This is a genomic window from Rhizobium sp. CCGE 510 (genome assembly GCF_000292525.1).
Lineage (GTDB): Bacteria > Pseudomonadota > Alphaproteobacteria > Rhizobiales > Rhizobiaceae > Rhizobium.
Genome location: NZ_AEYF01000026.1, coordinates 203842 through 223490, shown reverse-complemented (window position 1 = coordinate 223490; position 19649 = coordinate 203842). Strand labels below are relative to the sequence as shown.

The following is a 19649-nucleotide window of genomic DNA, read 5'->3' as shown; positions in this document are numbered from 1 at the left end:
TCCCCGCGGCTTGAAAGCCGCTAAAATTGCGTCAATATCTGCAAAATCTCCTTAGAATTGTGTTTGTAAGCTGCGCCGGATCTTCGCAACAAGTTCTGCCAGGGACTGACCACCGTGACCCGTCGTTCAATGATACTGTTCGTCATGCTCGCACTCTTGATCGGCGTCACCGTTGCGATCAAATTTCAGCCCCAATCGGTGGTTGGGGTGGAGAGCGCCTTTGGTTCCTGGAATCTGCGCCGGAGCGTTTCGCTCGCATTCGATCCCCAAAACAGGAGGGGCCGCCCATATGAAAGCGCAAAGATCGTTCGAACCGCAATCCTAAGTTCGGATTTTGAAACTGCTCAAAGAGTGACGCAAAATATACTCAAGTTGGGCCACTTGCCGAGCCCGAACATAGATCCTGTCACCAAATTCCTCGATGCTCTTATTGATCCGACTGATCCGAGCTTCGGGAGGCAACTGGACGCGTGGGTCGAGAAGAGCCCCGACAGCATGCCCGCTCATTTGGTTCGCGCAAAATTCTACAACAACGTGGGTTGGCTCCGGCGTGGCCATGGATACGTCAATACTGTCAGCGAAGACGAGATGCAGGCCTTCATCGAAGCGATGCGAAATGGCGAGGCGGACGTCATTCGCGCGCTTCAGCTTGATAGTACTGAACCCTTTCTTCAGTCGCTCCGTTTGGAAATCCTCCGTGGCTACGGCTATTCGGACGAGATGGGCCTGGCTCTCCAAGATAGTGTTTCTAAGTTTCCAGCGTTCTTTCCTCCCTATGATCTCCTGCTCTCGACCCTGCAGCCGAAATGGAGAGGGAACATCGACGCCATGTTCCGCTTCGTCGACCATTTTCGATCAACGGATCCCGACGGCATAGCGACCAAGCTTTTGGACGTCGACGTTTACCGCTACCTCTTAAGCACGGCGTCGACGCAATGCCTGGATAATAGTGAGAACAGCGACTATCAGCAGCTTTCTGAATGTGTTCGTGAGTTCATGAAGACCAATGCAACTGTCGAGCGCGAGAGCAGGCTCGTCGAAGCGTTAGCCGCCATAGGAAAGAAAAACGACTATATCGCCACGAAGGCCGTCGAGAAGCTCATCTCCTCTATGATCGACACTGCAGGGTCTGAAATCTATGTCGGACCGACACTACAGGCTGCAGCCAATGCATATGATAGCGATACCCGTCTTATCGAAGACAGCAAATCCCGGAATCACTACATGATCGATAGCCTGGTTGCAAAAACCTGGCTTCGCCAGGGCAATCTCGACAATGCGATCACGAAGTACCAGGAGGCGCTACGCGACCTCCCACTCACCAAGTTCCCCTCGACCTCGGAGCAAGACGCGGCAACCGCTGAGATCAAGGAGCAACTTGCGAAGGTCTACGCGAAACAGAGTCGTTACGCCGATTCGGCCGACGTGGCACGCGAGGCGGTCGCTCTGGGGGGCGGTGTCGAGGCCCAACTTTGGGTGTGCTACGGCAGTTACTGGTTGAAAAATTATGATGCTGCAGTCAACGAATGCGCTGATATCGTCGATGATCAGGAAAATGGACTGAGCGCTCGATATTGGCGCGGAGCCGCTTATCGGGAACTACGTGATGACGGCAACGCGATCAGAGAGCTGAGCGTCGTCGCGGGATCGAAGAGTAACTGGCGGGTATCCGCCGCAATTGACCTGTCGATGATCTCTTTCGGTCAAAACGACAATACTGCAGCCCTCAAGGTGCTGAACAAGCACGATTACCTGTATGATCTCAAGGCGGCTGGGAAAGATGACGTCGCCGTAGCATTCAACAACAGGTGCTATGCGTATATGGAGCTGGGGGATTATAAAAAGGCCTTGGACGACTGCACCAACTCCCTGGCCAACGGAAACATCCCCGATGCATATAAGAAGCAGCAGGAGTTGTTTAAGCGGATTGCATCCCGCTGATGTAGCCGTCGACGTGCAGTCGCCAGTGCGTCCAATGGCAATCGGCCAAAACTTGTTGGAAAGGGGCGCTCGTATCGTCTGACCTTCGATCCCCAACTTGGATCGATTGCCTTTTGCGATAGCCTTGCACCTACAGGAATCTGAACCGGTGCGCGCGACTTCCGCCTCGCGGTGCAGGCCGCAATTGCGCCTCGGATGGCCCACATCCCCAATTCGCCGAGCTTCCGCATCCGATCGTTAGGAGTTTGTTGACCATAAGCTGGCTTTACTGAGCCTGATGGATGCGGAGTTCCCGCCCGTCGTCGAGTGTTTGGTGTGGGACGGGATTGTTGGCGTTGAAGTATCCAGTGCAAGGATTATCGGGCCGAGTCTTGGGCGGACTTGCCACGCTCCTGTCGCGTGCGGAGCGCTTCGCAGCGCAGACCATTCTGCCGGCTCTGTTGGCGCTGCCGGCACTTATCGGTTCGGCATCATTTGCCTCGGCTGAGGATCGCGCCCTGAAGCTGTTCTTTACCCATACGGGCGAGAAGGCGACGATCACCTACAAGCGGGACGGAAAGTTCGATGCCAAGGGCCTTGCCCAGATCAATCGGTTTCTGCGCGACTGGCGAAGGAACGAGCCGACCCGGATGGATCCCCGGCTGCTCGACCTGGTCTGGGAGGTGTATAAGCGCAGCGGCGGCAAGGACTATATCCACATCGTCTCCGCCTATCGTTCGCCCGCGACCAACAACATGCTTCGCAGCCGCTCGCGCAGCACGGGTGTCGCCAAGAAGAGCCAGCACATGCTCGGCAAGGCGATGGATTTTTATGTTCCCGGCGTCAAGCTTGCGACGCTGCGTGCGACTGCCATGCAACTGCAGGTCGGCGGTGTCGGATATTATCCGAGCTCGGGATCGCCCTTCGTGCATCTCGACGTCGGCAATGTCAGGGCCTGGCCCCGCATGTCCCGGCAGGAACTCGCGCGCATATTCCCGAATGGGCAGACGATGCATCTGCCCGCCGATGGCCGGCCGCTGCCGGGATACAATCAGGCGGTTGCCAACCATAGGAAACGCGGCAGCCCCACCGCGATCCAGATCGCCAGCACCGCCGGAGAAGACGAAGAGGTGGTGGTCACGACCAGGTCGAGCCGCGGCACCACAGACGGCAACCTCGTGACGGCGCTTCTGCCCGCGCCGAAAAGCCGAGCCTTGAATGCGCTCGCGCTGCAGACCGGCGCTGCCGAGCCGGATGAAAAACGCTCCGTTCCGAATCTTTCATCCTTGCCGATTCCGATACCGGCGATGCGGCCGGCTGCCCTTGAGCACGACGCTGATGTGGACAAACTGGAGACGGCGTCGATCGGCCCGATTGCCGCACTTCCGGAGAGACAGACGCCGGCATTGCCTGATCACGCCCGCTTTCATCCGCGCATTGTTGCAGGAGAGACCTCCCGGTCGGGCGCCAACATGATCGCCGCCCTGCCGATGACCGCTTCCTGGGAAGAAGCAAATTTCCTTGGATCGACATCCGACGCTGCGCTGATGAAATGGGCGCTGCATTCTCCCGGGGCGGCGATGGGATTGACCGCGCCCCGTGTCTCCCCCCGCGCGGTTCATCGTGAGGTGAATGTGGCGACGTCGGGCGAGGATGTCATCCCGGTCGCTGCCAGCGGCCCGGTTGCCGTCAGAGGCCCGTTCGATGCTAGCCGGTTTACATCAGCCCCGGAGGGCTGACCGCGATCATCATGGGGAATATGGGAGCGACCTTGCCGTCAGTCGCAGACAATGCCGTAGAGTTCGCGAAATTGGTCCAACCGTTCTTTCGGTCCGGCCAGCAGCAGCGGGCAAGCAGTATAGTGGTGGCAACCTCTTTCATACTACTTCTCACAGTTCTATCTCTGGCGGGGATTATCAAGCCTTGTCTCGACTGCGGTCCGTAGCGCTTGACTGATCATTCCACCTCATCCGCGTAGTCTTGCGGCTCGCCGAATCCCGCTGCCACGATCACGCGCTCAAGCGCAGCCTTGAGTGAAACGTGCTGCAAAATCATGTACCATGCCCGGTGCGGAATTCACGTTAGGGGGCCAGGGCATGGAGCGTAAATTATCTGCGATCCTCGCCGCTGACGTCGTCGGTTACTCGGCACTTATGGAGCAGGACGAGGCCGGAACATTCGACCGTCTTCAGGCGCGGCGCACTGAGCTTTTTGAGCCCGAAATTGCAGGGCATCATGGGCGGATCTTCAAGCTGATGGGCGACGGCCTCCTCGCTGAATTCGGAAGTGTGGTCGATGCTGTCGAATGTGCCGTGTCGCTTCAGCGTGGGATGGCGGAACGCAACGCCTCGGTTTCCGAGCAGGAGAGGCTTAACGTCCGCATCGGCATAAACCTGGGCGAAGTGATCATTGACGGCGACGACCGTTATGGCGAAGGCGTGAATGTCGCCGCCAGGCTGGAGCAGCTCGCACCCGAGGGTGGAATTTGCGTTTCAGGCAAGGTCGCCAGGGAAGTCGGGAAAAAGCTTGCCTTTGGCTTTGAGCCCGGCGGTCTTCGGAAAGTCAAGAACATCGAAGAACCTGTAGACGTCTATTATGTTTACATCGACGGTTCGCCGCTCCCGCGGTATTCACGTCGGCGAGGCATCGTCCGTCACTGGTGGGCCATCGCACTCTTCGCGGGCCTCGTGGCGGCAGTGACCGCCGCAGGTATAACGCAATACTATCCGCTGACAGCCACCTCTCCCGCGACATCCGGTGCAATGCCTGCGGTCGCCGTGCTGCCGTTCAAGGACCTGAGTGCCGAAAGGAACCTTGAATACCTGGGAGAAGGCATCGCAAGTGACGTGATCGCCATTCTTTCCCGTTTTTCCGATATCGCGGTCGTCTCGCGAACCTCGTCCTTCGCTTACGAGGACAAGGAGGGCGATGTCCGCAAAATCGGCAAGGAACTGAGCGTCGGCTATGTCGTCGAAGGGAGCGTGCGCAAGGAAGGCGAAAGGGTCCGCATCGTTGCAGAACTGATCGACGCCGGGACGGGCGAGCATGTCTGGGCCGACCGTTTCGACAAATCCGGGACGGATCCATGGGCGCTTCAAGACGAGCTGACCGGCAAGATTGTCGGTGCGATGACAGGCGAATGGGGAGCCATCCGCAGGGCCGATTACAGTCACGCCTGGGGCAAGGACAGCACAAACCTCGCGGAATATGACTATTACCTGCGCGCCGAAAGCCAATTGAACCTCTTCACCAAGGAAGGTGTCGAGCAATCCGGTGAGATCGCGCAACAGGGGCTGCAAGTGTTCCCCGGCTCCCCCTTGCTGACAGTGGAGTTGGGATGGTCCCATTGGTTGAAAGTCGGGCTGCTCTACAGCTCCGACCCGCAAGCTGATCTTCAGGAAGCGGGCCGACTGGCCGACAAGGTCCTCTCGAACAAGAACCTCAGCCCGCAGGTGGGGCGATTGGCACACTGGCTGCGTGCCTGGCTTTTGACGCTCAAGCCGGACCACGAGGCAGCTCTCGCGGAGATGAACAAGGCCATCGCCGCGGCACCATACAATGCCTTCACGCTCACTGATGCGGGTAGTATCTTCCTACAGGCAGGCGAGCCCGAGAAAGCCTTGGAATTGACCGATACCGCCGCCGCCCGCGATCCCGGCCTGGCCTGGTTCTTCAACTACGTCAGAGGTTTCGTTTTTATCGTGATGGGTCGAAACGAAGATGCAGTCGAGGTGCTCAAAACAACGGAATTTGCTGACGCTCCACTGCAGCTCGCCATTGCCTATGAGCGGCTTGGCCAACAAACAGAGGCACAAGCAGCCGTCGAGAGGATGCTGAAGTCAGCCCCGGATGCGACAATCGCGTCGTGGCTGCAGGCCTGGCATTTCCGGGATCCGTCCATACTTCGTCAAGCCGCCGTGGATTTAAAACGCGCTGGACTGCCGGACGGCCGCACTCCCTAGCATTGAGGCCAATGCCAGGTCGGCCGCCTCGCCGGGTAGCGCTCGCATGGCTGCCACTTTGCACCTGAGATGATTGAAATCAGGTCCTGCCTCCGCGTTAGCACCGTGTTAGCGCGAGTGATCTACTGTCGCGACGCGAGGGGAAACCCGGATATCCATTGCAACCGGGGCAAACAGAGCGGCGAGGGCTGACGGAGGTTATATGAAACTGGTTCCAGGCAGCTTGATATTGTCGTGTGCCATGCTGCTATCCAGCGTGCCGGGATTTGCCGCCTCCGGCGGATGGCAGTCGGATGGCCAAGGCACGACATACTGGCACGTCACTCCACGGCCCGGACAATGCAACATCAGCCAGGCAAAAAACCTGGCGCTTCGGGCCGGCATCTATCGTAGCGAGATTGTACAGCAGGATGACAATGTCATCGTGATCAGAGGCCTGGATCAATCGGGCGACCGGCGAGTGATCGGCTTCGGCAACATCCGGGGATGCCCTGAGTTGGATGGCTATGAGGATGGGCACCCCTGAGGGCATGATCAGAGTTTGATCACAAAAACTGCGCCCGCATAGGCTGCAGGCCGCCCGGCTACGCTATGCCCACCTTGTGCCCGATAACTCCGCAGCATGCCGTTAGTATCCTACGATACGCGGCTTCGGGTACGGTATCCCCCTACTCTGTCGGAGCGGTCTCTATGGGATAGTGAGCATCCTCCCAGGCAGGAAAGCCACCGGCAAAGTGGTAGACGTTCTTAAACCCCCATACCAAGGCTTTGGCCGATGCGTAGGCGGAATCGCCGCAATATTTGCCATGGCATGAGAAGATCACTTCCTCCTCCCGGTTCACGGCCTTCGACAGCGTGTCTCTTGCCAGAACCTCCACGACCGAAAGGTTGATCGCTCCCGGCGCATGGCCGCGACCGAAGCTCAGAGCGGTGCGCACATCGACGAGCTTGACGCCGTGGTCGTGCAGCCGTTTGGCCGTCGGGGCGTCGATTTTCGTGGTTCCCTTGATGTTGTATTCGCCGTCGCTCTTGCTGATCAGGGAAGCGTATTCGTCATAGGAAATATCGGTGCCGGCTCCCTCCGGCACGCCCGCTTTGCGCAGCCCCTGCTTCAGGCGCTCGCGATAGGTGCTGTCGTAGTTGAAAATGTCGCCGTACCAGTACCATCCCAATTCCTGCACCGTCAGCGGCGAGTAGCCGGCGGCAATCGCCAGCGCGTTGAATTTTTCGATGTTTTCCTGAACGCCATCCGTCCGCCCGAGGTGGCCGAAGCTCGACACCAGCGTCGCATAGTCTTCACTGACGTCCGATTGCCTGGCGACCACGAGTTCGAGGGTCTTCACCGCATCCTGATATTTTTCCTGGTGGAACTGTGAGATCGCCAGAACCCTGAGATAGCTTGGCGGATATTGCGGATCGACCCGCATTGCCCGCTGCACTTCGCGTTCGGCCTCCGGAGCCTGGCCCGTTGCGTTCAAAATGCGTGCTTTGCTGAGGTGATTTTCGGGATCATTGGAATCGAGTTCCATCGCGCGGCTGATTTCGGCAAAGGCGTCGGCATACTGGCCCTGCCTTGCCAGCACCTCGGCGGAGATCGCATAGGCAAGCGGATTGGGCTTTTGAAGCGCCAGCGCCAGGTGCCGATCCACCCGTTCCATCGCTTTCTCGAAGCCGATATTGGCGGCTTCCCAATTGGAAACGGCAATCCGCCAATTGGCCGAAGCGAGTGCTGCATGCGCACGGCTGTAATCGGGGTCGAGCGCGACCGCCTTTTCGAAATAGGGAATGGCCTTGAGGGTTTCATCCTCGCTGTCGCGGCGCAGGTGATCCCAGCCTTGCAGCACAGCGTCGTAGGCCTGCGGGCTCACCGTCTCCGCCTGCTTGGACTGCGCTTGCTCGGCAATCGTGAACTCGACGGTGAGCGCCGACACGATCTCGCCGATGACCTTGTCCTGAAGCGTGAAAATGTCGTTCATCGCGCCGTCATAGCGGTCAGCCCATAGATGATGACCGCCGAGCGCGTCGATGAGCTGTGCGTTGATGCGGACCTGGTCCCCCTGGCGGCGCACGCTGCCTTCCAGGATGTAACGGACCCCGAGCTCCTCGGCGACCTGCTGCACTTTGGTGGGCTTGCCCTTATAGGCGAAGGTGGAATTTCGAGCGATCACGAAGATGCTGGAGAGTTTCGAAAGGTCCGTGATCAAATCTTCCGTCATGCCATCGGCGAAATAGGCCTGTTCCGGATCGGAACTGAGATTGTCGAACGGCAGGACGGCAATTGACGGCTTGTCGGGCAGCGGCAGCGCCATGCGGGCGATCGATGCGGTTTCCGCACTGGTCGTCCACGGACTGAGCCATATGGCAGCAAAGGCAGCGACCAGAAGCAGAGCCAGAGCTGCAAGTGCTCCCCGGCTGCGAAGCCGCCGGATGTTGAACCGCCGGCTTGGCGCGTTTCCGTCGAACAGCACGCGATAGGTGCGGACGGGGCGGGCGATGTTTTTGACATGCTGCTCGCCGATAAATTCAAGCGGCAGCTCCACCTTGCCTTGCAGATGATCGAAAGCAGTGCCGGATACGAAAAGCCCGCCGGACTCGCAGATCTGCTCCAGGCGCGCGGCGACGTTGACCCCATCCCCCAGCAAATCATCGCCCTCGACGACGACGTCGCCGAGATTGACGCCCATGCGGAAGAGAAGCCGGTGCTGGGGCAGGATATCCACCTGGCGTACCGCAATCTGCTTCTGCAGGGCAACGGCGCAGAGGACTGCATCGACGACGGAGCTGAACTCCACGATCGCGCCATCGCCCATGAGCTTGACGGTGCGTCCGTGATATTCCGCCAGCAATGGCTCGAAGACTTCGGCGCGCAATGCCCTCATCGCGGCCAGCGTACCGGCCTCGTTATCCTCGATCAGGCGCGAATAACCAACAATGTCGACGGCGAGAATCGCAACCAGCCGCCGCTCGGCATGATCGTCTCCCATGGTCATCCTCTCCAGCGAGGCGATAAAAGCCACGCTTAGTGGATCCTTCGGTCAACGGGAACTCTCCTGCGGCCTTGACAATTCTACTCCCCTTTTTCTCCGCCGACGAATGAACTCTTCCGAAATATGGCCTGTCCGATCGCGCGGGTGATATTACCGCCGGCGCGACAGGCATGCAGAGGTCGACACCGAAGCGCCCCTCACTCGCTCTGCCGCAAATTGCGGATCCGATCAAACAGCACCGCCAGCACGATCGCCCCGCCAATAAACGTTCCCTGCCAGAACGCGTTGATGCCGAGCAGGCCAAGACTGTTGCGGATGACTTCGATCAAGGCCGCGCCGACCAGGGCGCCGAAGGCGGTGCCGATGCCGCCGGCGAGGTTGGCGCCGCCGATAACGGCGGCGGCGATGACCTGGAGTTCCATGCCGGCGCCGATATTGGTGGTGACGGCGCCGAGCCAGCCGGTCTGGACGATGCCGGCAATGCCGGCCGACAAAGCCGAGATCATATAGACCGCGACCTTGATGCGGCGGACGGGAACGCCGGTCAGCGTGGCGGCATGTTCATTGCCGCCGATCGCGAAGATATAACGGCCGAAGCGCGTCCAGCGCAGCACGAAGCCGGTGAGCAACGCCAGGACGACCATATAGAGAACCGGGTTGGCGATGCCGAAAAACCAGGCGCCGCCGCCGAGCGCCAGCAGCTTGTCATGATCGGGGCCGAACTGAAAAACCACGGTGTTGTTGGAGGCGACCATCGCCAAGCTGCGCGCAATCGACAGCATGCCGAGCGTCACCACGAAGGGTGGAAAGTTGAGATAGGCGATCAGCACGCCGTTGAAGCCCCCGACCACAAGCGCCGTGGCGATCGCCGCCGTGATGCCGACTTCGATGGAGTAGCCGGCATTCATGGTCACCGCCAGCACCATGCTGCAGAGGCAGAGCACCGAGCCCACCGACAGATCGATGCCGCCGGTGATGATCACAAGCGTCATGCCGAGCGCGATGATGGCGACGAAGGTGACGTTGCGGGTGATGTTGTAGAGGTTCTTCGTCGTCGCAAAGGAATCCGTGGCGAAGGACAGGAAGAGGCAGGCGAGAAGCACGGCGATCAGCACCCAAAATGTCTGGCCGCCGACAAACTCCGCAAGCCGGCTACGCTGCTTCTGTGCAATCGTCTGGTCCAGTGTCACTGCCATCTTCGACCTCTCACTCCAGATAGGGCATTTCTCCCTAGGGGATATTTACCCCCAGGAAACAAGCAGCATCGCTCACACCTGTTCGATGGCGCCGGTAATCAGACCCGTGACTTCCTCAGGCGAACTCGCGGCAATCGCCTTGTCGGCGACCTTTCGGCCGCGGCGCATGACGATCACCCGGTCGGCGACGGTAAAGACATCGGGCATGCGGTGGCTGATCAGCACGACTGCGATGCCGCGGCCGCGCAACTCGCGGATCAGATTGAGGACCTCGGCAACCTGGCGGACCGATATGGCCGCCGTCGGCTCGTCCATCAGCACGATCTTTGCCTCCGACAGCATGGTGCGCCCGATCGCCACCGCCTGCCGCTGGCCGCCCGACATCTGTTTGACGAGGTCGCGCGGGCGGGTTTCCGATTTCAACTCCTTGAAGATCTCGCCGGCGCGCCGGTACATCGTCTTGTAATCGAGAACCTTCAGGGGGCCGATGCCGCGCCTGAGCTCGCGGCCGAGGAAGACGTTGGCGGCCGCCGTCAGATTATTGCAGAGCGCCAGATCCTGATGGACGATCTCGATGCCGTGCTGGCGCGCCTCGACCGGGCGATGCATGACGATCTCTTTGCCCTCGAGGCGCATCGTGCCCTCGCTCGGCCGGAAGTTGCCGGCAATCATCTTGACCAGCGTGCTCTTGCCGGCGCCGTTATCGCCCATCAGGCCGACGACCTGGCCGGCTTCGAGCGCAAAGGACACGTCGTTGACCGCCTGGATGGCGCCGAAATGTTTGGAAATATTGGTGAGTTCGAGAACCGCGACCAGCCGACTACCCTCCCCGGAACTGCAGGCCTGCCTTCGCCGCCGATGACTCCGGCGGACGCCTGCGATCTCGCTCAGCCGATCTCCTCCCGGAAAAGCGATTGCGCTCATTAATGCAAAAGCGCCAGGAATCGTCAATCAATAGTCCGCTAAAACGGTCCCTCATCACAAAAATCTATTTTGTACGACAAATACAGATTGACGCCGGAAACGCCTGGATATTAGCTGTTACTGGGGAGAGAGGTATGCTGATCCTTGTCACCGGGGCTACGGGCAAGGTCGGGCGGCGCTTTATTACCGGGCTGCTTGACGAGCCGCAATTTTCCAAAGCACGCATTCGCGCGCTTTGTCACAATCGCGTGCTCGAAGAAACCGACCGCGTCAGTGTCGTGAAGGGCTCGATCGCCGACAGCGATGTCGTGGCGGCAGCGATGGATGGTGTCACCCATGTCGTGCATCTCGCCACCTGCAAGGAAATCCCGGCCGATGTGATGGATATCACCGTCAAGGGTCTGTTCTGGCTGCTCGAGGCGTTTCGCGCCAGCCCCACGGCGGAGCAGTTCATCCTGATCGGCGGCGATGCCGGCATCGGGCATTTTTTCTATCGCCATGACGGGCCGGTGACCGAAAAGACGCCGCATCGCGCCTATCCCGGCTGCTATGCGCTGTCCAAGGTGCTGGAAGAGGTGATGCTCGAGCAATTCGCCCTCCAGTACGGTATCAACACCTGCTGCCTGCGTGCGCCGTGGATCATGGAGAAGGACGATTTCAAGTTCACGTTGTCCTTCGGCGAGGATGTCTTCGGCGGACCGGATTGGAAGACACTGGTGTCGCCGGCCGATGCCGAACGTTACGCGCATGATGGCACGCTGCCGCTGCTGCGCGATGCCGACGGGCGGCCACTGAAGCGCAATTTCGTGCATGTCGACGATCTCGTCTCGGCAATCCTCGCCGCGCTCGACAACCCGCGCGCCAAGGGCCAGCTTTTCAACATCTCGATGGATCGCCCCGTCGATTATGGCGACGTCGCAGCACATCTCGCCCGTACCCGCGGGCTCGGCTCGGTCGACATTGCGAGTGAGTTTCACTCGAACTGGATGGACAATAGCAAGGCCAGATATCTGCTGGACTGGAAGCCGGTCTACGATCTGGAAAAGCTGATCAATTCGGCTTGGGAATACCAGCGTTCGAAGGAGGAGCCTCGGGTCGTCTGGTATCCAGGTTGATGACGCGGCGGGTGCAGAAGTGCCCGTCTTTTTCAATGGGAGGAAGCTATGAGGAAGGCATTATTGCTTACAGCTGCAGTCCTGGCGCTGACGGCCGGACAGGCGCTCGCCGCCAAGAAGCAGCTGGTTATCGTCGTAAAAGGCCTCGACAACCCGTTCTTCGAGGCGATCAACCAGGGTTGCCAGAAGTGGAACAAGGAAAACGCATCCGCCGAATATGAATGCTTCTACACCGGCCCGGCATCGACCTCCGATGAAGCCGGCGAAGCGCAGATCGTCCAGGACATGCTGGGCAAGGCCGACACCGCCGCCATCGCCATCTCGCCGTCGAACGCCAAACTGATCGCCCAGACGCTGAAGACGGCCAATCCGAGCGTTCCGGTGATGACGCTCGATGCCGATCTCTCGGCTGACGACGCCGCTCTGCGCAAGACCTATCTCGGCACCGACAACTATCTGATGGGTGCGAAGATCGGCGAATATATCAAGAAGGCCAAGCCGAAGGGCGGCAAGATCTGCACCATCGAAGGCAATCCCGGCGCCGACAACATCCTGCGCCGCGCCCAGGGCATGCGCGATACGCTGAGCGGCCAGAAGGGCCTTGCCGCGCTGAAAGGCGAAGGCGGCTGGACGGAGGTTGCCGGCTGCCCTGTGTTCACCAATGACGATGGCGCCAAGGGCGTCCAGGCGATGACTGACATCCTCGCCGCCAATACCGACCTCGATGCCTTCGGCATCATGGGCGGCTGGCCGCTGTTCGGCGCACCGCAGCCCTACCGCGACCTGTTCAAGCCGATGGCAGACAAGATCGGCAAGAACGAATTCGTCATCGGCGCCGCCGACACGATCGGCGACGAAGTGGCGATCGCCAAGGAAGGCCTAGTGACCGCGCTCGTCGGCCAGCGGCCGTTCGAAATGGGCTACAAGGCACCAACCGTGATGATGGACATGATATCCGGCAAAAAGGTCGAGGATCCGGTGTTTACCGGGCTTGACGAATGCACCAAGGATACTGTGGACACTTGCATTCAGAAGTGATCTTGGCACCCTGGAGTGATCCTGGGATTCAGGGTGATGCGGCTCGAAGGGCCCACGCGAGTGGGCGCTTCGATGAAACCAGTCCTTACCCCCGACGCATCTTGCTGGCGCCTCTTGCCATACCGGTCTTCGGCCATGGCCCGCCGCTATCCCCCGAATTTAAACAGCCTGTTGATGGCAATCAAGCGCAATGCTCAAGCCCACAGCACGCAGTTTGGAACGATTTGCCAGCCGCCGAACACGCCACAACTTCGCCGCCGGAAGAATGGACCCCGAATTTTCCGACAATTCACAATTAAACACGTCAAAAATCACGGTCATCAATCCATTAAAACGATAGTTTCCACAATAAAAGAAAATCAACCCAATAATGATGTGTGACAATACACGACTTAACTGCGATTATATCTACGCACTGTGCAGACATTCCTACGGGAGGACCCGTCAACCACCCCGGCGGGTCCTCAACTTTGCATTCGCACAGTGATATCGCGCGGTAGAGATACACTCAATGAGGCAGTCTCACATTTTCGAATGAGGATGGCAGTTGCGTCGCTCGCCAACCCGCATCAGAAACTATACTTTGCTGTCGGCAGCCGAATTATGTACGTATGAACGCAACGCTATCAATATGTCCGTGTAAAATCGTCGATATAGGCACACGATAGGCACTAATAAAATCACTGAGACTATCAACAGACACATCCTGTGATTAATGCCTCTACAATTTTTGTTCGTATTTTAGTTGATTTTAAATGCAACCTCTGTCTGAAACTTATTATTTGACCTTTTGATAAAATTTTACTTGATCATCACGATGATCAGTCGCAGTTTATTCTTTCTTTAATCTCCGCCCGGCCTCGATCTCGGTTCTCCAGACAGTGGAAAGTCGGCTGAAACCGGCCCGCAGCCGCCGCCCGACAACCCAGCCGGCATACCGACAACGCGATCACAGTTGATCGCCCTGACAATCATCGATCATCGTGGCGCCCCCGAGAGGTGCCGGCGCAACCTAGGATCATTGGACGATAGCCGGAGCTCTACGGTGGCTTAATATATTGTAGAATCAGATGGTTACCCCCGCACGACACGCAAAGATTGCGCTGCTCAAGCCGGCAACAACCGGTCCGTCAATTTCACAATCCGGCGCAGGGGGTTCTCGTACAGCTGATGGAGATACCGGCGCCAGGCCATTGCGTCGGCCCGGTTGCGTATCCCTTCGCCACCACACGTCCGGCATCGCTAGACCCGTCTCGTTTCAACACGCCGGAAGGTCTTACGGTATACCAACCTGTGTCGAAATGGTCGCACCTCGACAGCGAATTAACCCTTCATAAAGCATTTGCTTGCTCAACTTATAATTTGTGTCATGGTCACTGTAAGTAGTGAGGGAGCCGACCTGATGAGTGATATGGCATCGCATATTCCGGAATTTGGTTACGATGAACGCGTGATGATCTGCCGGAAGCAGATCGAGAAGGCGGTTTATCAGTTCATTGCAAATACGAGGGTCGAGGGGTGCGATCCGGCGGAAGTCGCAATGGCCATCGCAGACATTGCCGACGATTACATTTTACTGCTGGCCCAGAAGCGCAATCTGACCCATTGAGATCAGGGATCGGCCGTCGCTCGGTCGGTCGCGCAGGAGACATGGAACGCGAAATCGCGCCGCTTCCCTGCCCGGAAGCAACGTCAAGGAGAGCGTTTATCGCTCGCTTGACCATCCACGTGGCGGCTTCGGTAGATCCTGACGCCCCGACCATCAGCGACCGGCAACAAGCCGGGCCTCTCCAAGCCATAGTTGATCGATTGCCGACGCCCGGGCTTCGGGTTCAGCACGTTACTCCCCCGCCATGCGGTCAAATGCCTTTGCTTCGATCAATGAGTATTCACACAGGCATAACCGCGAAAATCGATTTTGATTTTCGCGGTTATGCGTAGGCTCGAAGGCTTGAAGTCGCGCCGATCGACGCGTTAATGACATCTCACGCTTACTTGCGGGACTGGCGAGCTCAATTCGGCCAATTCCTTGGTCAACCCCTCCCCCACCTCCTGCTTGACGGCCTCGAGCGCCAGATCGAGGCAGTTCGTCGCCAACTGCAGTTTGACATCCTGAGCGACCTGTCGCGCATAAGCGATCATTCGCGCCAGCGCGATGAGTTCGTCCGGACTGCCTTCCGCCCCGCGGTCTGTGTTTCTCTTGGCAGCCAATGTCACGCCCATGTGCATGTCTCCCCTCAATTGAAGGAATGATACGCGCGCTGACGTGATGGAGCCCGTGAAAAAAGCGTGACACAACTCCCGGTGACATTGCCGCCTTCGATTCACGGTGCAGGTCGCGTCCGGAACGAGGTCTCATGCAGTTTCCAAGGCCGATCGGCGTTCGAGCGAATGTCACGGGTTTCCTGCACGGCCTTCAGCAGTTCCAGCGCGTCGATGCGTTTTTGATCGACGGAATTCGAAACAAGGGCCGCCAGCAGTTGCGGACGACCGGGCTCGGCTATACCGGCACATTGCTCGACGATCGCCCGCCAGGTCCGCCTCTTGAAAAAGATCGCACTTGCGGCATCTTCGAGCTTTTGGCGCAATCCATTTGCCAGCAGCCCGCGATCCTCCATCGCATCGAGCGTGGCACTGACGTTGACGAGCGGTATCGTCAGCGGCTTGCTATTGAGCGCGCTCGGCGCGTGAATAAGGGCGACGGCGGCATCGTCGACCAGCCGGCCGGTGCGATAGTCCTCGAAAATGCGGCCGATCCCGATCATCCCAAACGGATGACATTCGGCGGCTCGCAAGGCGCCCATGCTTGCCGCCCCGAGGACGGCCACGCCGAGCGAGAGAGCATGGAGAATTTCCTTGTGCCAGACCGGTGCGGCATATTCGAAGCCGCCGTCGATCACGCCGATGACATTGGCGCCTTGCTCCACCTGAGCCAAGACATCGCCTTGCATGGCAGGCGCCAGGACGCGGATCGCCGCGCCGGCAAGCAACGCCGCGTCGGGAAGACTGGGACCTGCGAAAATGATCTTCACAGCCCTATCGCCTTGGCCAGAGCCCTTGTTCCAAATCGCCGGGCGCGCTCCCCCTCCGGATTTTCGAGCTCCGGGATAACGACCTTGACGACGCTGAAGGGAAGCGTGTCGTCGCTGAGGCGCACTGTCATGACCGAAGCAATCCCTCTGCTGCGCAGGGCGTCAAGCACATGTCGCAAAAGATGCGTCAGATCCTGTTGCTGGTGTCCTGCCGCGCCGTCACGATGGAAGGCGGCAGGCGGTGTGGCAACCGCATCGAAGGCTCGTCGCATCAGCGGTGGGAGGGATCTCGAGAAGGTCGCAGGCGAAATATCGTCCCTGGCGCCGCTGATATAGGTCAGCCGGGATTGCACGGCTTCCGTCACCGCCCGAATGGCCGCGCGCACGGGGAACGGATGCGCCCCGGTACCGCCGGTTACCTCGACAAGCCGAATGTCCCTTTCACGACGAAGATCCCTCCTGCCGTGAGCATGCCTGGGGGCCAGAGACAGTTCCCCAGGACCCAGCATGGCGGTGAAACACGGGATTGCGATGTCGCTGGTGATATCGAATAGCCTGAGCGCCAATCCCGATGCTTCGATCTTGTCGATCAGCCCGCTGAGGGCGCCATCCCCAAAGCCGCGGGGATCGACGCATCCGCCATAAAGATCGGCTTCCCCGCCAACCTGCCACAACACATGGGCGTCGCGCTCGATACGCTCCAGGACGCCATGAAAGATTGCCTCCTCGTCATTGTTTCCTGAAGCCAGACCATCCGACGACATCCAGTATCGCGCATCGCGCGTCCGGTCGAGCACCACTGCTTCGAAGGGAATATGGATCTCGTCGCCGCTGAGGATATTGACGCCGGCAACCCATTCCGTCTCGTCGTCCGGCCCGAGATCGGGTTTATGGACGGCGGTCAGGCAGCTCAACCTGTCGACCTCGCAGCCCATCGCCTGCAAGCGAGAAGAGGAACCGTGAACGAGCTTGACGAAGGGCTCGCCGGCGACCGCCCGTTCGAGCGCTTCCATGACAGTGGATACCTTGGCGTCCAGATCGGTCACGCCCTTTCCCTGCGCAATCACGATCGACCGCGAATTCGGGGTATAGGCGCACCAGACGGGGATGCCGATGTCGTCCAATCCGGTATGTCGCGCAACCCTGGTAATGCCGAATCTGGCCAAAAACGGCTCGACGCGGGAAAGAGTTTCCCGCGGCGACATGATCCTGTCGGAATAGTGGGCGCGGTTTGTCAGAAAATCGCCTCAACCGTTGACGTGGCCGGAAGCACCCGCCCCGACCAAACGACGGCGTCTGCTTCACTAGATATCCCTATAATGACTGTGCTTGCCATGGAAGGTCCGAAGTTATCATCAAAACTGGCCTTCCAGACCAAGTTCTTTTGGCAATGCTCGCGGCAGGAAACGATGGCAATCGACTTTTCGGCGTCCAATGTCGAATCGACGCTTTCGTCGCGTTACCTATGGAATAGCGCCCGTTTTCGATCACCGATCAAGAAACTCGCTCCTGAGCACGCCAGAAATAGGGTCAGGTGCGAACGAATTGAGCGGAACGCTGCCGCTGGTTTTCAGCCGAGCCAATTTATAGCGGCTGAGTTCATGGCGCGCACCGGTACATACAGGCTGTTATCAACAGCCCATTGATCCGGTCGCCACTCGTCTCGATCAACCACAGATCGCCGAATGTCTGAAGATGAAGCAAGATCCGTCCTTAGCCGTTTACAACCGGATCATGCAACTCACCGTCGGTCTCAGAGAAACCCGCGACGGCCAGACTTTTGGCCAATGCCACCAGTTTTTGCCTGATATTCGAGTCCTCGATGGCGATGAATGCCTTGTTGAGCGCCAGCCCCTCCTTCGAGGACAAAAACTTGTTCAATTCGCTCGTCTCACCTTCGATCGGTCCGGAACCGCCGTTCTCGAAGAAAAAGCCGATGGGTACGCGAAGAATCTCGGAGATACGCTGAAGACGGCTGGCGCCTATTCGGTTTGTGCCTTTTTCGTATTTCTGGATCTGCTGGAAGGTAATGCCCAGAAGTTCGGCCAGACCGTGCTGGGTCATCCCGAGCGTCTTTCGTCGCACCCTCACCCGGTTGCCAACATAGACGTCGATCGAATTCGGGGATTTAGCCGTCATGTGAATAAGTCTCCCACCTCATCAGCACGCCCAGCTGTATAATGGAGAGTTTAAGCCAAAATGCAACTAAAAGTAAATATTTGGTAAGGACTTTTTTTCAGCACTGCACACAATAAAAAAACAACCTGTGGATTATTGTAGCGGATGCTCTCGAGCGGATGCATACCGCACTCTTTCACGCTCTGTCGCACACTCGAGATGGGTGAATGCTATTCGAAATCGGGGCCACTTCGACGCCGTCTCTAAAGAGGCTTTCGAGCGACGGCGATCATCGACTTGGCCAAAACGGGAATCCTTCCGACATATTCGAAATGGACATTGTCGAAGCCCGCATCCAGCAGCAGCGTGCTCAGAGTGCTTTTCGACCAGAACTTGATATGCCCATGATCCTTCAACGGCATGAAGTGATCATCCATTTTCCCCATCGCAGCCAGCGCAAGGTTCTTGAGATAACCGTGATAGGGCGTCGACATCACGGCGATGCCGCCCGGCTTGACAAGATCGTACAGCGTCGAGGTGAATGCCCTCGGATCGTAGACGTGTTCGACCACCTCCAGGCTGATGACGGCATTGAACGTGCCATATTCCCGGGAAAGATCGTCATAGGCCGAGCCGACATGCAGCGGCAGTTCGGGATAATTGATATTGGCCTTGACAATACCATCGCTGGAGGGATCGACACCAACGACATAATAACCCTTGTTCGCGAGAGCAGCGGCCGCTCCGCCGGTACCGCATCCCAAATCAAAGACGTCGTTTTTCGCAGAACCGCCGAAATGGCTCTCCAGCACCTCGAGCACAGCAGGCAGGATGTAGGAGTGCGCGGTTGTCGGCTTGGCGTGAACATAGGTGGTTGCGTCTAGCTCGACGGACATGTCCCTCCCTCCGACGATTGCGCAGCAAACCCTATCGAAAAATACGTCGAAAATTTGATGAAAACTGCAAAATCATTGCGATAACATAATATATAATCTGGAGTTTTAAAATTAAAAACAAAACCATGGCGGGAAATACCAGAAAACACGGCGCGTAACCAATATTATTATGGCAACTTATTAATAAATACTCTGGCAAATACGAATTCATCGAATTCAATAACAATATACAGAAGTAATATCGCCAAATACGAAAGACCGAAGCAGGCGCAACTGCTCACAGAACGAAGAATGACATCGTCCCCGGTCTGCTACTGCGATATGCCACAGCTGCATGAGCGGTTCCCGATTGAGTGGTGCTGCGCCTCCGCCGAAATCTGTCGCGCCCTTCTGATGGTGAGGCAGAAAGGCGTCCATTTGCCGACACGAAGCCAAAGATATTTAACGGATAAATGTATACT

The 19649-nt window shown here is 58.2% G+C and carries 16 protein-coding genes; 8 read left to right on the top strand and 8 right to left on the bottom strand.

Features of this window, described 5'->3' with window-relative positions:
• Positions 1-144: 144 nt before the first annotated feature.
• The 4 genes from RCCGE510_RS14110 to RCCGE510_RS14095 all read left to right on the top strand — a co-directional run bounded on the left by RCCGE510_RS14110 (position 145) and on the right by RCCGE510_RS14095 (position 6408).
• The gene (locus RCCGE510_RS14110) at positions 145-1941 is read left to right on the top strand and encodes a DUF4034 domain-containing protein (protein WP_240539655.1); all 1797 of its coding nucleotides are present in this window, start codon (positions 145-147) and stop codon (positions 1939-1941) included.
• Positions 1942-2222: 281 nt separating this feature from the next.
• Positions 2223-3659, top strand: a complete 1437-nt coding sequence (locus tag RCCGE510_RS14105) for a DUF882 domain-containing protein (protein WP_052029484.1) — start codon at positions 2223-2225, stop codon at positions 3657-3659.
• Between the two features lie 357 nt (positions 3660-4016).
• Complete coding sequence (locus RCCGE510_RS14100) at positions 4017-5882, top strand: adenylate/guanylate cyclase domain-containing protein (RefSeq protein WP_037078651.1); 1866 nt, start codon at positions 4017-4019, stop codon at positions 5880-5882.
• 202 nt (positions 5883-6084) lie between these two features.
• Complete coding sequence (locus tag RCCGE510_RS14095) at positions 6085-6408, top strand: hypothetical protein (RefSeq protein ID WP_007630853.1); 324 nt, start codon at positions 6085-6087, stop codon at positions 6406-6408.
• A 142-nt stretch (positions 6409-6550) separates the two neighbouring features.
• Here RCCGE510_RS14095 and RCCGE510_RS14090 read toward each other — a convergent pair whose 3' ends face one another.
• From RCCGE510_RS14090 to RCCGE510_RS14080, 3 genes are all read right to left on the bottom strand, one after another.
• Positions 6551-8866 carry a rhodanese-like domain-containing protein gene (locus tag RCCGE510_RS14090; RefSeq protein WP_007630851.1) on the bottom strand — a complete coding sequence of 772 codons (2316 nt, stop codon included), beginning with the start codon at positions 8864-8866 and terminating at the stop codon, positions 6551-6553.
• A gap of 200 nt (positions 8867-9066) precedes the next feature.
• Complete coding sequence (locus RCCGE510_RS14085) at positions 9067-10065, bottom strand: ABC transporter permease (RefSeq protein ID WP_007630850.1); 999 nt, start codon at positions 10063-10065, stop codon at positions 9067-9069.
• Positions 10066-10137: 72 nt separating this feature from the next.
• Entirely contained in the window at positions 10138-10989 is an 852-nt protein-coding gene (locus tag RCCGE510_RS14080; protein WP_007630848.1) for an ATP-binding cassette domain-containing protein, read from the bottom strand.
• A gap of 134 nt (positions 10990-11123) precedes the next feature.
• Here RCCGE510_RS14080 and RCCGE510_RS14075 point away from each other — a divergent pair, with 134 nt between their 5' ends.
• The 4 genes from RCCGE510_RS14075 (at position 11124) to RCCGE510_RS14065 (ending at position 14751) form a co-directional block, all read left to right on the top strand.
• Entirely contained in the window at positions 11124-12104 is a 981-nt protein-coding gene (locus tag RCCGE510_RS14075; protein WP_007630847.1) for an NAD(P)-dependent oxidoreductase, read from the top strand.
• Between the two features lie 48 nt (positions 12105-12152).
• Positions 12153-13142: a substrate-binding domain-containing protein gene (locus tag RCCGE510_RS14070; RefSeq protein WP_007630846.1), complete on the top strand. Its 990-nt coding sequence runs from the start codon at positions 12153-12155 to the stop codon at positions 13140-13142.
• Between the two features lie 135 nt (positions 13143-13277).
• A complete protein-coding gene (locus tag RCCGE510_RS34765) occupies positions 13278-13523 on the top strand; it encodes a hypothetical protein (RefSeq protein WP_157179908.1) in 246 nt (81 codons plus the stop codon).
• Between the two features lie 1021 nt (positions 13524-14544).
• Positions 14545-14751 (top strand): hypothetical protein, encoded by a 207-nt coding sequence (locus RCCGE510_RS14065; RefSeq protein WP_007630845.1) that lies wholly within the window; start codon positions 14545-14547, stop codon positions 14749-14751.
• Between the two features lie 365 nt (positions 14752-15116).
• On the opposite strand, the gene RCCGE510_RS14060 is transcribed toward RCCGE510_RS14065, so the two are convergent.
• The 5 genes from RCCGE510_RS14060 to RCCGE510_RS14040 form a co-directional block, all read right to left on the bottom strand.
• A complete protein-coding gene (locus RCCGE510_RS14060) occupies positions 15117-15365 on the bottom strand; it encodes a hypothetical protein (RefSeq protein WP_007630844.1) in 249 nt (82 codons plus the stop codon).
• 101 nt (positions 15366-15466) lie between these two features.
• On the bottom strand, positions 15467-16174 hold the full coding sequence (locus tag RCCGE510_RS14055) for a TfuA-like protein (RefSeq protein WP_007630843.1): 708 nt from the start codon (positions 16172-16174) through the stop codon (positions 15467-15469).
• On the bottom strand, positions 16171-17379 hold the full coding sequence (locus RCCGE510_RS14050; RefSeq protein WP_007630842.1) for a YcaO-like family protein: 1209 nt from the start codon (positions 17377-17379) through the stop codon (positions 16171-16173). The genes RCCGE510_RS14055 and RCCGE510_RS14050 overlap by 4 nt, the downstream gene beginning before the upstream one ends.
• A 508-nt stretch (positions 17380-17887) precedes the next feature.
• A complete protein-coding gene (locus RCCGE510_RS14045; RefSeq protein ID WP_007630841.1) occupies positions 17888-18313 on the bottom strand; it encodes a helix-turn-helix transcriptional regulator in 426 nt (141 codons plus the stop codon).
• A 242-nt stretch (positions 18314-18555) separates the two neighbouring features.
• The gene (locus tag RCCGE510_RS14040; protein WP_007630838.1) at positions 18556-19188 is read right to left on the bottom strand and encodes a class I SAM-dependent methyltransferase; all 633 of its coding nucleotides are present in this window, start codon (positions 19186-19188) and stop codon (positions 18556-18558) included.
• Between the last annotated feature and the right edge of the window lie 461 nt (positions 19189-19649).